This window comes from Rhodovibrio sodomensis (assembly GCF_016583645.1).
GTDB classification, from domain to species: domain Bacteria; phylum Pseudomonadota; class Alphaproteobacteria; order Kiloniellales; family Rhodovibrionaceae; genus Rhodovibrio; species Rhodovibrio sodomensis.
The window spans coordinates 1-12986 of record NZ_NRRL01000123.1 but is presented as its reverse complement, the minus strand read 5'-3'; the positions used below and the strand labels follow the sequence as shown (position 1 = coordinate 12986).

The window sequence follows — 12986 nt, the reverse complement described above, 5'->3', positions numbered from 1 at the left end:
AAGCTGCTCGCCATGTTGAAGGACATCAGCCGTCCCGATTATGCCGAGTAACTCGGACCAGGATCCGCGGCTGCGGCCGGGTCGCAGCCGCGGACTCCGCATAACCTTGGACTCCGCATAGTTCCTGTTATGCAGAGCTGCGCATAACAGGAAGATCACGCAAGGCTTTAACGCCGAATGGGGCGCTGCTTTCTACGCCGGCGTGCGCTCCGTCGTCGACACCGGCCGCCTATACGGCTTGAGCCCGCTCGCCGCCATTCGGCGCGTCCTTGCTGGCCAATCCGTTATTCTACCGGCCGCCGCCTGACCTACTCACCGGTGGGGGTGAGCAGTCACTCGGCATCTTCCTGATCAGCCACGACATCCACGATGTCTATGACCTGTCCGACCGCTTCTCCGTGCTGAAGAACGGCCGCAACGTCGGCACGGTCGGTCGCGACCACGTCACCAAGGATGAACTGCTCGGCATGGTGATCATGGGCAACCAGCCAGCCGCTCTGGCCGACCGGGCCGCCCCGGCCGGCTGATCGGCCGCGACGCTGACCGGACATCATTGTGGTCGTTCCGGTCGGCGCCGGAGCCACCGGCATTGGGCCCGTCGGCCCACGCCGGCTCAGCCCATCCGGTCGACCGGCGTGGGCAGCTTGTCCTGCCGGGCCTTCTCCACGGCCTTGTAGTACGGCGGGTAGGTCGGGCGCGGGATGTAGCGGCCGGCGCCCTCGTTCACGTTCAGTTGGCCGTCGTGGTAGACCACCTTGCCCTGGGCGATCGTGGTCCGGTTGGTCCCGGTGACCTCCCATCCTTCGAAGATGTTGAAGTCGATGTTCATGTGGTGGGTGTCCTTGGAGATCGTGCGCTTGCGCTCCGGGTCCCAGATCACCAGGTCGGCGTCCGCGCCGGCGAGGATCGCGCCCTTGCGCGGGTAGATGTTGAAGATCTTGGCGGTGTTGGCGCTGGTCGCGGCGACGAACTCCGTCTCGGTCAGGCGGCCGGCGTTGACGCCGTGGTGCCAGAGCAGGTGCATCCGGTCCTCGACCCCCGCGGTGCCGTTGGGTATCTGGGTGAAGTTGTTGTGCCCCATCCGCTTTTGCGAGGTGCAGAAGCAGGCGTGGTCGGTCGCGGTGGTCTGCAGCGTGCCCGCCTGCAGCGCGGCCCAGATCGCCTCCTGATGCCCCTTGGGGCGGAACGGCGGGCTCATCACGTAGTGCGCGGCGGTGTCCCAGTCCTTGTTCTGGTAGACGCTGTCGTCGATCAGCATGTGCCCGGCCAGCGCCTCGCCGAACACGCGCTGGCCCTGCGCCCGGGCACGGGCGATCGCGTCGACCGACTCCTTGCAGGAGTTGTGCACGATGTAGAGCGGCACGTTCATCACGTCGGCGAAGGTGATCGCGCGCTCCGCGGCCTCGCCCTCCAGCTCCGAGGGGCGCGACAGCGGGTGCCCCTCCGGCCCGGTGATGCCCATCTTCAGCATCTCGTTCTGCAGGTGCGCGATCAGCTCGCCGTTCTCGGCGTGGACGGTGCAGATCGCGCCCAGCTCGCGTGCCTTCGGGAACGACTTCGCCAGGACCGCGTCGTCCGCCATGATCGCGCCCTTGTAGGCCAGGAAATGCTTGAAGCTGTTCACCCCCTTCTCGGTGGCGAGCGTCTCCATCGCCTTGCCGACGCTGTCGTCCCACCAGGTGATCGCGACATGGAAGGAGTAGTCGGCGCAGGCCTTTTCGGCCCAGCCGTTCCAGGTGTCCCAGGCTTCCATCACGTCCTGCTGCGGGCCCGGGATGACGAAGTCGATGATCATCGTCGTCCCGCCGGCCAGCGCCGCGCGCGTGCCGGTGAAGAAGTCCTCCGAGGCGACCGTGCCCATGAACGGCAGCTGCATGTGGGTGTGCGGGTCGATCCCGCCCGGCATGACGAAGCAGCCGCTGGCGTCGTGCACCTCGGCGTCCGCCGGGGCGTTCAGGTCGGTGCCCACCGCGACGATCTTGTCGCCCTCGATCAGTACGTCGGCCAGTTGGGCGTGGTCCGCGTTGACCACCGTCCCGCCCTTCACCAGCAAGCTCATGTTCCGTCCCCTTCAGCGCTGCCTGTCGTTAACGTCCACCTTGTGGCGGGAGGCCGCCCGGACCGTCCCGATCCAATCGCTCGAAACGGCCCCGGCGGATCGACGCCCGCCGGGGCCGATAAGGCGCCGGCTACATCGTCTCGATCTTGTCGGTGACCTTGTGGGTCCAGGCGCCCGTGGGCTCCTCGGTGATCACGGGATCGGAGCCGCCCTGCAGCAGGGTGTCGACCGTGCGCGCATAGTCCGCCGGATCGAGCACGCCGTCGCCTTCGCCCAGCAGCTTGGCGATCTCGCCCATCATGCGGACCTGGTGCTTTTTGGTCTGGGCGCCGGTGGCGTCGTTCTCCAGAACGATCATCGCCGCGGCTTCCTGATTGTCGCGCGCCCAGGCCCAGCCCTTCATGCTGGCGTCCACGAACCGGGCCATGCTGTCGACGAATGCCGGGTCGTCCAGCCGGTTCTCCAGCACGTACAGCCCGTCCTCCAGCGTGGCGACGCCCTGCTCCTCGTACTTGAAGACCACCAGGTCGTCCGGCGACAGGCCGGCGTCGATCACCTGCCAGTACTCGTTATAGGTCATGGTCGAGATGCAGGCCGCCTGCTCCTGCAGCAGCGGGTCGACGTTGAAGCCCTGCTTCAGCACCTCGACGCCGTTCGCCGAGCCGTCGGTCGGGATCCCCAGCTTCGACATCCAGGCGAGGAAGGGGTACTCGTTGCCGAAGAACCAGACCCCCAGGGTGTGGCCGCGCAGGTCCTGCGGCGCGCGGATGCCGGTCTCCTCCCGGCAGGTCAGCATCATGCCCGAGCGCTGGAACGGCTGGGCGATGTTGACCAGCGGCACGCCCTTCTCGCGCGAGGCGAGGGCGGAGGGCATCCAGTCGACGATCACGTCCGCGCCGCCGCCGGCGATCACCTGCGGCGGGGCGATGTCGGGGCCGCCCGGCTGGATCGTGACGTCGAGCCCCGCGTCTTCGTAGAAGCCCTGATCCTGGGCGACGTAGTAGCCGGCGAACTGGGCCTGCGTGACCCATTTCAGCTGGAGGGTGATCTCGTCGGCCGCCTCGGCCGCGGTGACCTGGGCCGCCGAAACGCCGAGGCCCAGCGCCACGGCGGCAACACCTGCCAAAACCTTGTTCATCGGGGATCCTTCCCTGTTCGGTTATGCGTCTTGTTGTTCCGCCCTGCCTTGTTGGAGAGAGGGCGAGAGCCACGTGGACGGTCGAGCAAACCTCCCACGATCTTGCCTAACGCCGTTGGCGAAAGGACGGGTGCCAGAAGGTCACGGCCCGCTCGACGAGCGCGACCGCGCCGTAGAACGCCGAGCCGGCAAGCGCCGCCATCGCGATTTCGGCCCACACCATGTCGACGTTCATCCGCCCCACCTCGGTGGAGATCCGAAAGCCCATGCCCACCGTGGGCGTGCCGAAGAACTCCGCGACGATCGCGCCGATCAGCGCGAGCGTGGAGTTGATCTTCAGCGCGTTGAAGACGAACGGCATCGCGGACGGCAGGCGCAGCATGACCAGCGTCTGCCAGTAGCCGGCGGCATACGAGCGCATCAGCTCGCGCTGCTGCGCGTCGGCGGCGCCCAGGCCCGCGACCGTGTTCACCAGCATCGGGAAGAAGGTCATCACGACCACGACGGCGGCCTTGGACTGCCAGTCGAAGCCGAACCACATCACCATGATCGGCGCGATGCCGACGATCGGCAGCGCGCTCACCAGGTTGCCGAGCGGCAGCAGGCCGCGCTTCAGGAACGCTACCCGGTCGACCAGAACCGCCACCATCAGCCCGGCGGTGCAGCCCATGACGTAGCCGCTCAGCACCGCCTTGAGGAAGGTCTGCTCGAAGTCGGCCCACAGCGTGCCGGTCGAGCTGGCGATCCGCTCCCCGATCATGCTGGGGGCGGGCAGCAGCACCTGCGGCACGCCGAAGCCGACCGTCAGCACCTCCCACAGGAACAAGAGCGTCAGACCGAACACCGCCGGCACCACCGTGTCGACCGCCCGCTGGACGCGCAGGTCGCGCACGCTGAACGCGGCGACGCCGTCGACCGCCCGCCAGGCGATCAGCCAGCTTGCCAGCACGACCAGCCAGAAGCCGCGCGTGGCCGCAGCGCCGAGGTCGTGGACCACGTCGAGCGCGGTCGCCATCGCGAGCGCCGTTGCCGCCAGCAGCACAAACCCGTAGCCGGCGGGCCCGAGCCCGCGGACCACGCCCGCCTGCCGCGCCAGTCCCAGGCCGGCGCCGCCCAGCAGCGCCAGCAGGGCGACCAGGCTGCCCGGCCGGTCCAGCCAGCCGATCGCCGCGGCCTCGTCCGTCGCCGCGCCGAGCGGGAAGGCGAGGGCGAGAACGCCCAGAAGCAGGGTGGCCGCGCACCAGGGATCGGGCCGGCTGAGCGCGCGGCGGGTGGGCGCGGTGGTGTCGATCCGGACGTTCACGGCTGTGCCCCCATGCGCCGGTGCGCCCAGCGTTCGCCGAGCGCGACCACGCCGACCAGGCTGGCCGCGAGGACGGAAGCGGCGACCAGGGCCGACCAGATCTGGATGGTCTGGCCGTAGTACGAGCCCGCCAGCATGCGCGCGCCCAGGCCGGCCTGGGCGCCCGTGGGCAGCTCGGCCACGATCGCGCCGACCAGGCTGATCGCGATCGCGACCTTCAGGCTGGCGAACAGAAACGGCAGCGACGACGGCCAGCGCAGCATCCAGAAGGTCTGCCAGCGGCTGGCGGAATAGGTACGCATCAGGTCCATCTGCAGCGGGTCGGGCGCGCGCAGGCCCTTCACCATGCCGATCGCCACCGGAAAGAAGCACAGGTACATCGAGATCACTGCCTTGGGGATCAGGCCGTTCAGCCCGATCGCGCCCAGCACCACCACGATCATCGGCGCGATCGCCAGGATCGGCACCGTCTGGGAGGAGATGATCCAGGGTAAGAGGCTCTTCTCCAGCGCGCGGGCGTGGACGATCCCGACCGCCAGCAGGATCCCCAGCAGCGTGCCGATGGCGAAGCCGGCGAGGGTGGAGGAGAGCGTCACCCAGCTGTGGTAGACGAGGCTGCGCACGCTGGTGATCCCGGTCTGGAACACCGTCTTGTTCAGTTCCGCCACGATCTGGTGCGGGGCGGGCAGCATCGGGCGGTCCTGCGCCCAGGTGGCGAGCACCAGCTCGCCGAACGTCCAGCTCTGGTCGGCGCGCTCGAAGCGGTTGATCTGCAGGTCGGCGTTCAACCAGACCGCGAGCGCGTACCACAGCAGCACGATCGCCAGGCTGACCGTCGCGATCGGCAGCGCGCGGCCCTGCACCGCCCGGTCCAGGCCGGCGCGCAGGCGCCCGCGCTGCGCCGCGTCCGCCGGGGCGGGGGTCACCTGGGCGTCAGTCGTCATCGGCGATGCCCTGGCGCAGGCCCATGCGCACCCGGTGGGCGACGTCGATGAACGCCTGCGTTTCCCGAAAGTCGAGATCGCGGTCGGGCGGGAAGTCGGTCTCGATCACGTCGGCGATCCGGCCCGGGCGCGGCGACATGACCACGATCTTGTTGGACAGGAACACCGCCTCGGAGATCGAGTGGGTGACGAACACCACCGTCTTGCCGGTGGTGTTCCAGAGATTGAGCAGCTGCTCGTTCAAATGATCCCGCACGATCTCGTCGAGGGCGCCGAACGGCTCGTCCATCAGCAACAGGTCCGGGTCGAAGCACAGTGCCCGGGCGATCGAGGCGCGCTGCTGCATGCCGCCGGACAGCTGCCAGGGGTATTTCCGCGCGAACCCGGCGAGGTTGACCATCTCCAGGTAGGCGGCGGCGCGCGCCCGCCGCTCGGCCTGGGGCACGCCCATGATCTCCAGCGGCAGGGTCACGTTGCGCTCGATCGTGCGCCAGGGGTAGAGCGCGGCGGCCTGGAAGACGTAGCCGTAGGCGCGCTCCAGCCGGGCCTGGTGCGGGGTGACCCCGTTGACCTGAATGTCGCCGTCGGTCGGCTGCTCCAGGTCCGCGATCACCCGCAGCAGGGTGGTCTTGCCGCAGCCCGACGGCCCGATCAGGGAGACGAAGTCGCCTTCCTCGACCGTCAGATCGATGCCGCTCAGCGCATAGACCGGTCCGTCGGCGGTCTGGAAGGTCAGCGACAGCTTCTGCGTGCGGACGACCGGTCCGCCGCCGGCGGCCGCGGACGCGCGCGCGGCCGACGGGGCCGGGACGGCTTCGGAGGCGGCGGCGTCGGGGGCGGCTTCTGGGGCGGCGGTCGGCGTCATGTCACCTCGCGGCTCGGTTTTCGGGCAGCCTTGGATGGCGGCGGGTCAGTCCACCCGCCCGGCCATTTCCAGCACCGCGTGCAGCAGCACGTTGGCCCCGGCGGTCACCCACTCGGGCTTGCACGCTTCGGTTTCGTTGTGGCTGACGCCGTCGACACAAGGGACGAACACCATCGCGGTCGGCGCGACGGCGGCGACGTAGACCGCGTCGTGCCCGGCGCCGGAGAGGATATCGCGGTGGCTGTAGCCGCACGCCTGGGCGCCCTTGCGCACGGCCGCGACGCAGGTCTCGTCGAAGTGGACCGGGCGGAAGGAGAAGATCTGCTCCAGCTTGCGCTCCAGGCCGATCGCCTCCGCGATCTCCGCCACGCCGTGTTCCAGGGCCCGGCACATGTCTTCCAGCACGTCGTTGTCCGGGTGGCGGAAGTCGATCGTCAGGAAGACCGCGCCCGGAATGACGTTGCGGGAGTTCGGATGGACGTCGATCTGCCCGACGGTGGCGCAGGCGCTGGGCGCCCGGGCCAGGCCGATCCGGTTGACCAGGTCGATCACCCGCGCGGCGCCCAACAGCGCGTCGCGCCGGCGGTCCATCGGGGTCGGGCCGGCGTGCGCCTCGAACCCGGTCAGGGTGAGCTCGTACCAGCGCTGGCCCTGGCAGTCGGTGACCACGCCGATGGTCTTCTCTTCGGCTTCCAGGATCGGGCCCTGCTCGATGTGCAGCTCGAAGAAAGCGTGGATGTCCCGCCCGCCCACCGGCGCGTCGCCGCGGTAGCCGATCCGCGCCAGCTCTTCGCCAAGCGAATGGCCGTCCCGGTCGGTCCGGGCGTAGGCCCAGTCCATGGTGAACGCGCCGGCGAACACGCCGGAGGAGATCATCGCCGGGGCGAAGCGGGAGCCCTCCTCGTTGGTCCAGTTGACGATCTCGATCGGCCGCTCGGTCTCGATGCCGCGGTCGTTGAGGGTGCGCACCAATTCCAGCGCCGCCAGCACGCCCAGCACGCCGTCGTACTTGCCGCCGGTCGGCTGGGTATCCAGGTGGCTGCCCGCCATGACCGGCGCGAGGTCGTCGCGCCTGCCCGGCCGGCGCGCGAACATGTTGCCCATCCGGTCGACGGTCATGCTCATGCCGGCCTGGTCACACCACCCGGCGAACAGGTCGCGGACTTGCCGGTCCAGGTCGGTGAGGGTCAGGCGGTTGTTGCCGCCCTTGGCCGTCGCGCCGTACTGCGCGACCTCCATCAGCGCGTCCCACAGCCGCTTTTCGTCGATTGCCAGGTTGGCGACCTGTTGCCCGTCCATCTGCCCGCTCCCCGGTTGGCCGATCCGCTCAGTTCAGCTCGATCAGCGGGTCGTACGTGTCAGGGCGGCGGTCGCGGAAGAACTGCCAGAGGTTGCGGACCTCCCGGACCATGTCGAGGTCGATCTCGTGGACCAGCAGCTCGTCCTTATCCGGGCTGGCCTGCGCCTCGATCTGGCCGCGCGGATTGACGACGTAGCTGTTGCCGTAGAACTCGCCGATGTTCCACGGCGCTTCCCAGCCCACCCGATTGACCGCGCCGATGAAGTAGCCGTTGGCGACCGCGGAGGCCGGCTGCTCCAGCTCCCAGAGGTACTGCGACAGGCCGGCGACGGTGGCGGAAGGATTGACCACGTATTCCGCGCCGTTGAGTGCGAGCGCCCGCCAGCCTTCCGGGAAGTGGCGGTCGTAGCAGATGTAGACGCCCAGCTTGCAGTAGGCGGTGTCGAACACCGGGTAGTCGCTCGCGCCCGGCTTGAAGAAGAACTTCTCCCAGAAGCCGGCGACCTGCGGGATGTGCGTCTTGGAGTACTTGCCGAGGTAGCTGCCGTCGGCGTCGATCACCGCGGCGGTGTTGTAATACACGCCCGGCATCCGCTCCTCGTAGATCGGCACGACGATCACCATGGAATACGTCTTGGCGTAGTCCATCATCAGCCGGGTCGTCGGGCCGTCGGGGATCGCCTCCGCGGCGGCGTACCACTTGGTATCCTGGCTGGGACAGAAGTACGGCTGGGTGAAGACCTCCTGGAAGCACAGCACCTGGACGCCCTGCTTGCCGGCGTCGTCGATCAACGGGGTGTGGGCCGCCAGCATCGCCTGCCGGATCTCGTCGGGCGACCCGTCCGTGCTCGCCTTCAGCCCCATCTGGATCAAGCCGGTCTTCAGCTTCGCCATGACGCGTGTCGTCCCCTGCGTGATGCCGGGCCGCGCGGTCGATACACCCCACCGGTTCGCCGGCTGCGGTCGTTGAACGAGACGCAGGCACGGCGCTGGCGCGGGCGCAGGACACCTGCAGCCCGGGCCGAACACCCGGTTCGGATCCGCCGGACGCCGGCCGATTGTCGACTGGAACGTTCGCGTGAAGGGCTCACATGCAGCGGAACGCGCCGGGCGGTCTTACGCGCGGACATGTGCGCGCTCTCCGCCCTCACTCGACGCTTCCTCGTCCGCCGCCGGCTGGCTCCGCGCGCGCTCCCTGCTTTTTCGGCGGCCGCTTGTTGTGTCCCGGGCCCCGCCAGCCTGTGGCCGTCGATCTCCGGGGCGGGCCGCCTTCGTTGAACCTGACCAGTTGGTCAGGCTAGTATCCTGAGCGAGCCAAGCGCGTAGGGTCAAGTCGAATCTGGCAGCGATTGAGGGTGGCGATCCAGGCGATTTGCGTGCGATTTGTAAGCTGCGCCCTCGGCTCGGACGGCTGCGCCGGCAGCGCTGGGCGTTCCGGCCAATGACACACCGACCGACCGGACGACCGCACCGGCGGTCGCCGGATCCGGGGCGGGGAGGAGGATCATGACCGATGGACACAACACGCCCGCAGGACGCCCCAAACTCTCCGGACAGCGCTGACGTCGGGGTCGAGGCGCCGGCCGCGGGCGCGACCGCCCGACGGGCCCGCGGCAAGGCGGCGATCCGCAGCGTCAACGAGCAGGCGATCCTGGCGGCGGCCGAATCGGTGTTCGCCGACTACGGCTTCCAGGGCGCGACCACGCGGCTGATCGCCCAGCGCGCCGGCGTGCCCAAGGCCAACCTGCACTACTATTTTCCGACCAAGCTGGCGCTCTACCGGCGGGTCGTGGACCGGATCTTCCAGGTCTGGCTGGACGCCGCCGACCCGCTGGACACGATCGACGATCCGCGCACCGCCCTGACCCGGTACATCCACGCCAAGATGGACCTGTCGCGGCAGTACCCGCTGGGCTCCAAGGTCTGGGCGACCGAGGTGATGCACCGCGCGCCGCTGATCCAGGACTATCTGGAAACCCGTCTTACCGAATGGACCGCCGACCGGGCCGCGGTGATCGACCGCTGGGCGCGGGAAGGGCGGATCGCGCCGGTCGCCGCGCACACGCTCCTGTATATGATCTGGGCGACGACCCAGCACTACGCCGACTTCGGCCACCAGATCACCACCTTGAACGGCGGTCAGGAGTTGAGTGACGCCCAATTCGCCCGCGTCAAGGACGAGGTCACCGCGATCATCCTGCGCGGGGTGGGGCTAGTTCCCTAGGCGGAACTGTGTACTTGGTTACTCAGTTAGAGCAGAATCCTGAAAGGTGGCTGCCCCTCTCAGGATCATGCTCTGGGGCGGCCGGATCAAAAAGCGCACCGGGGCCAATCTGAGCGATTGGCCGACGGACCTGGTCGAGGGCCTGCGCACCCTGCTCAAGGGCGGCGTCGCGGTGGAACGCGCCGAGCAGGCGCTGACCATCGCGCGCTCGCTGCCGCACGGGCACGTCGCCGCCGTGCTGGGCACGGCCGAGCGGCTGCGCCTGCCCAAGCTGCTGCTCGGCCGGCGCAGCCGGCCGGCCGACGCGCGGTCGCGCGACCTGGTGCTGGCGATGATCGCCCAGCGGATCCTGCAGCCGGGCTCCATGGGCAGCCATACGGATGTCGCCGCGGTCGGGCACGGCTACTCCGCGGCGAGGGCCGGGGGAGTAGCCGCATCCTCGGACTGGCAGAGCGCCTGCAGCGTTTCCACCGCCTTGTCGCGACCGGAGACCGCCCAGTCCTCGTGCTGCTCCTGTGGATCGGCGCCACGCTCTGACCCCCGCAAAACTCGCCCTGTTCAATGGGGGGTTGCCGATCGGCATCCTGACCCGAGCCGACCCACGAACAGATCTATTCGGCCTTGCTGAAGCCGAGGAAGCGGACGAGCCGATCCATGTCCGACAGATCTCCGTACAGAACATCGGTGGTTCCGTCGGGGGCGGCGGCGACCAAAGCCGGGGAAGCGAAAATCCCATGATCGAGAGCCTGTTTCGGGGCCGTGAGGATGTCGATCTCGTCCACGTCGCCCAGGTCGCTGCCGACAGTCTCAAGGGCCTGGGCCAGGTTCGCCCGGGCACGACGCGACCGGGGGGCGTCACCGGTGATGAAAAGCTTCAAACGCCCACGCTGAACGGTCACGAGCCGTTCTCCTTGTCCGTGTCTTCGTCCGCGTCTTCGGCATCGCGCCGACGCCGAACCTTTTCTGCGTGGCGCTCGGAGAGCGTATCCGCCTCTTGTTCGGTCTGCTCTTCAAGGTCGATTTCGGCCTGGATACGCTGCTTCTCGCTTTCGGCTTCGGCCAAACGCGCCTCGATTTGCTTGAGCCGCTGGTCCAGTTCGCCTCGCCGACGGTCGCGTTCCATGCGTTCCCGGCGGGCGGCTTGAGCGACCTCGCCCTCTTTCTGCACCCGGGCGGTCCCCATCAAAACCTCCGAGCCGTACTCGTAGACGTCCGCCAGATCGATGCCCTCGGAGGATAGCACCAACTCACGGACCTGATTGGAGTGAGCGGTTCCGCGGGACTTGACGATCGACAGCGCCCGGTTCCGCTCACCGCCGTGCGCCCTGTAGTCCAGGGATATCCAGGTGTCGGCGATTGTGGAGACGTGGCTCAGGCTCGCCTCGGCATCGGCAGACTCGCGCTCGGTCAGGCTCGTCATCAAGGTGGTCATGCCGCGTGCCTTGGCGATCGCCAGCAGCCGCTCGACCATGGGAAAAGGGCTTTCCCCGCTGGCACCTTTTAGCAAGCCCGATACCGGGTCGATGATCAGCACATCCGGGGCCTCCGCATCGATCCACCCCAACAAAGCCATGAAATGCTCTTCGACGAGGCCGCTCCAGGGCGAGCGGGACGCCAAACGAAGCTTTCCCGCATCCAAAATGCGTTGGAGGTCCAGCCCGACCGACCCCATGTTGCGGACGATTTGGTTCTCGGGTTCGTCGAAGCTGACCAGCAAGGCTTTTTCGCCGCGGGCCGCGGTTGCCGCGGCGAAGGCCGCGCCGAGCGTTGTTTTCGATGTCCCCGGCGCGCCGGAGACGAGCACGCTCGACCCGCGATAGTATCCGCCGTCGAGTAGCCGGTCGAGACGCGGGATGCCCGTGGAGAGGCGGGTGTTGTCGGCGCGCGCGCTTTCGGCCGTGATGAAGGCGGATGCCGAAGGCAGGTTGATGCCGTGCACGTCCAGCACCATCGGCAGTTCGTCGGTAACGTGGTCCGTGCCGCGGTATTTCAGAATTCGGAAGCGCCGGTTCAGGCGCCGGCCGACCAGTTCCGTCGACAGGACCAGGATCGTCGAGAGCATGAACTCGATGCCGGCGAGATGAGCGGCCGTGCGGTCTTCGCTGGCGGCTTGCTTCGCCGTGACGACCAGCGTCACGCCCTTTTCACGCGCCCAATCGTCCAGTCTCTGGACCTCGTTGACAGCCAACGCCTCGTCCGGTTCGAACCGGAGGAGTTGATCGATGCCGTCAAGCATCACCCATGATGCCGCGAGACGATCGGTCTCCGCGTCGAGGATCGCGACCATCCCCGCCAGGTCGAAGCGACCGCTTTTTTCGACATCGCGCTGCGGCCGTGCGTCCAACACCGCGATCCGTTCTGTGTCCGCGATCCGATCGCCCCACGAAAATGCCGCGGCGTTGGTGCGAAGCTGGTCCGGCGGCTCCTCGAAGCTGACCAGAATGCCGCTCTCGTCGCGACGCGCGGCATGGGCGAGGATCTGCTGGGCCAGAACGGTTTTACCGGCACCCGGCGCGCCCATCACGAGCGTCGTGCCAGCCGCCGGCAGTCCCCCGCGTGTGGCCGCATCGAGGCCATCGATCCCGGTGGCGCGCTTGGCGATACCTTGGTCCGTCATCCGGCTACCTCGGGCTCTCACGCGATCCCGCCTGCTGGCAGGGCGGGAGGGTTCGTGGAAGTTGGCTCCGGGTTTCCAGGAGCCAGCGGAAATCCTCTTCCGCCAAGGGCATGCTGTAGTGGAACCCTTGGGCCGATTGGCACCCGAGGGCCAACAAAGCGTTGCGCTCGCCCACTGTTTCCACGCCCTCGGCGACGACATCGGCGCCCAGCACCCGGGCCACGCCGATGACGGTCGCAACGATCTCGTGGCTGTACGGATCGTCCAGCATGTGTTGGACGAACCCTTTATCCACCTTGATCTCGTCGAACGGATACCTTTGGAGGTAGAGGAGGGAGCTGTAGCCGGTGCCGAAGTCGTCCAGCGACAGCCGCACCCCCATGGCATGGAGCGTCCGCAGTTGCGTGCGGAGATACCGTGATTTTTGTCAAAGGGTCGTTGGCGGCGCGCTCCCCAAGTCGGGGCCTCACCGACGGCCGGCCGCCCTTGCGCGCTATGTGGGGCGCGCGGGCGGCCGGCCTGTTCGGCCCCGCTCG

The 12986-nt window shown here is 68.2% G+C and carries 13 protein-coding genes and 1 pseudogene; 2 read left to right on the top strand and 12 right to left on the bottom strand.

Annotation, left to right across the window (positions count from 1 at the left end):
• Positions 1 to 269 precede the first annotated feature (269 nt).
• On the top strand, positions 270 to 527 hold the full coding sequence (locus CKO28_RS23410; protein ID WP_200343311.1) for a sugar ABC transporter ATP-binding protein: 258 nt from the start codon (positions 270 to 272) through the stop codon (positions 525 to 527).
• A gap of 86 nt (positions 528 to 613) precedes the next feature.
• Here the strand turns inward: CKO28_RS23410 and hydA are convergent, their stop codons facing one another.
• The 7 genes from hydA to CKO28_RS23375 form a co-directional block, all read right to left on the bottom strand.
• The gene (gene hydA, locus CKO28_RS23405) at positions 614 to 2059 is read right to left on the bottom strand and encodes a dihydropyrimidinase (RefSeq protein ID WP_200343310.1); all 1446 of its coding nucleotides are present in this window, start codon (positions 2057 to 2059) and stop codon (positions 614 to 616) included.
• A 130-nt stretch (positions 2060 to 2189) separates the two neighbouring features.
• Positions 2190 to 3197 (bottom strand): ABC transporter substrate-binding protein, encoded by a 1008-nt coding sequence (locus CKO28_RS23400; RefSeq protein ID WP_200343309.1) that lies wholly within the window; start codon positions 3195 to 3197, stop codon positions 2190 to 2192.
• Between the two features lie 106 nt (positions 3198 to 3303).
• Positions 3304 to 4500 carry an ABC transporter permease gene (locus tag CKO28_RS23395; protein WP_338050231.1) on the bottom strand — a complete coding sequence of 399 codons (1197 nt, stop codon included), beginning with the start codon at positions 4498 to 4500 and terminating at the stop codon, positions 3304 to 3306.
• Positions 4497 to 5444 (bottom strand): ABC transporter permease, encoded by a 948-nt coding sequence (locus CKO28_RS23390; RefSeq protein WP_200343308.1) that lies wholly within the window; start codon positions 5442 to 5444, stop codon positions 4497 to 4499. Before CKO28_RS23390 ends, CKO28_RS23395 begins: the two co-directional genes overlap by 4 nt.
• Entirely contained in the window at positions 5434 to 6309 is an 876-nt protein-coding gene (locus CKO28_RS23385; RefSeq protein ID WP_200343307.1) for an ABC transporter ATP-binding protein, read from the bottom strand. The genes CKO28_RS23390 and CKO28_RS23385 overlap by 11 nt, the downstream gene beginning before the upstream one ends.
• A gap of 45 nt (positions 6310 to 6354) precedes the next feature.
• Positions 6355 to 7608: a Zn-dependent hydrolase gene (locus CKO28_RS23380; RefSeq protein ID WP_200343306.1), complete on the bottom strand. Its 1254-nt coding sequence runs from the start codon at positions 7606 to 7608 to the stop codon at positions 6355 to 6357.
• A 28-nt stretch (positions 7609 to 7636) separates the two neighbouring features.
• Positions 7637 to 8503: a nitrilase-related carbon-nitrogen hydrolase gene (locus CKO28_RS23375; RefSeq protein WP_200343305.1), complete on the bottom strand. Its 867-nt coding sequence runs from the start codon at positions 8501 to 8503 to the stop codon at positions 7637 to 7639.
• 619 nt (positions 8504 to 9122) lie between these two features.
• Here CKO28_RS23375 and CKO28_RS23370 point away from each other — a divergent pair.
• The gene (locus CKO28_RS23370) at positions 9123 to 9833 is read left to right on the top strand and encodes a TetR/AcrR family transcriptional regulator (RefSeq protein WP_200343304.1); all 711 of its coding nucleotides are present in this window, start codon (positions 9123 to 9125) and stop codon (positions 9831 to 9833) included.
• Between the two features lie 22 nt (positions 9834 to 9855).
• Here CKO28_RS23370 and CKO28_RS29650 read toward each other — a convergent pair whose 3' ends face one another.
• The 5 genes and pseudogenes from CKO28_RS29650 to CKO28_RS23350 form a co-directional block, all read right to left on the bottom strand.
• Complete coding sequence (locus CKO28_RS29650; RefSeq protein WP_437127652.1) at positions 9856 to 10233, bottom strand: hypothetical protein; 378 nt, start codon at positions 10231 to 10233, stop codon at positions 9856 to 9858.
• Positions 10234 to 10235: 2 nt separating this feature from the next.
• A pseudogene (locus CKO28_RS29645) lies at positions 10236 to 10361 on the bottom strand (IS256 family transposase); the annotation flags it as partial.
• Positions 10362 to 10444: 83 nt separating this feature from the next.
• A complete protein-coding gene (locus CKO28_RS23360) occupies positions 10445 to 10732 on the bottom strand; it encodes a circadian clock KaiB family protein (RefSeq protein WP_200343302.1) in 288 nt (95 codons plus the stop codon).
• Complete coding sequence (kaiC, locus tag CKO28_RS23355) at positions 10729 to 12450, bottom strand: circadian clock protein KaiC (protein ID WP_200343301.1); 1722 nt, start codon at positions 12448 to 12450, stop codon at positions 10729 to 10731. Before kaiC ends, CKO28_RS23360 begins: the two co-directional genes overlap by 4 nt.
• A 4-nt stretch (positions 12451 to 12454) precedes the next feature.
• A complete protein-coding gene (locus CKO28_RS23350; RefSeq protein ID WP_274611066.1) occupies positions 12455 to 12850 on the bottom strand; it encodes an EAL domain-containing protein in 396 nt (131 codons plus the stop codon).
• Positions 12851 to 12986 lie beyond the last annotated feature (136 nt).

What these genes read in the sequence shown, in the direction of transcription:
- hydA (WP_200343310.1), bottom strand. Translation starts at nt 2,059, where the DNA reads ATGAGCTTGCTGGTGAAGGGCGGGACGGTGGTCAACGCGGACCACGCC.
- CKO28_RS23400 (WP_200343309.1), bottom strand. Translation starts at nt 3,197, where the DNA reads ATGAACAAGGTTTTGGCAGGTGTTGCCGCCGTGGCGCTGGGCCTCGGC.
- CKO28_RS23390 (WP_200343308.1), bottom strand. Translation starts at nt 5,444, where the DNA reads ATGACGACTGACGCCCAGGTGACCCCCGCCCCGGCGGACGCGGCGCAG.
- CKO28_RS23385 (WP_200343307.1), bottom strand. Translation starts at nt 6,309, where the DNA reads ATGACGCCGACCGCCGCCCCAGAAGCCGCCCCCGACGCCGCCGCCTCC.
- CKO28_RS23380 (WP_200343306.1), bottom strand. Translation starts at nt 7,608, where the DNA reads ATGGACGGGCAACAGGTCGCCAACCTGGCAATCGACGAAAAGCGGCTG.
- CKO28_RS23375 (WP_200343305.1), bottom strand. Translation starts at nt 8,503, where the DNA reads ATGGCGAAGCTGAAGACCGGCTTGATCCAGATGGGGCTGAAGGCGAGC.
- CKO28_RS23370 (WP_200343304.1), top strand. Translation starts at nt 9,123, where the DNA reads ATGGACACAACACGCCCGCAGGACGCCCCAAACTCTCCGGACAGCGCT.
- kaiC (WP_200343301.1), bottom strand. Translation starts at nt 12,450, where the DNA reads ATGACGGACCAAGGTATCGCCAAGCGCGCCACCGGGATCGATGGCCTC.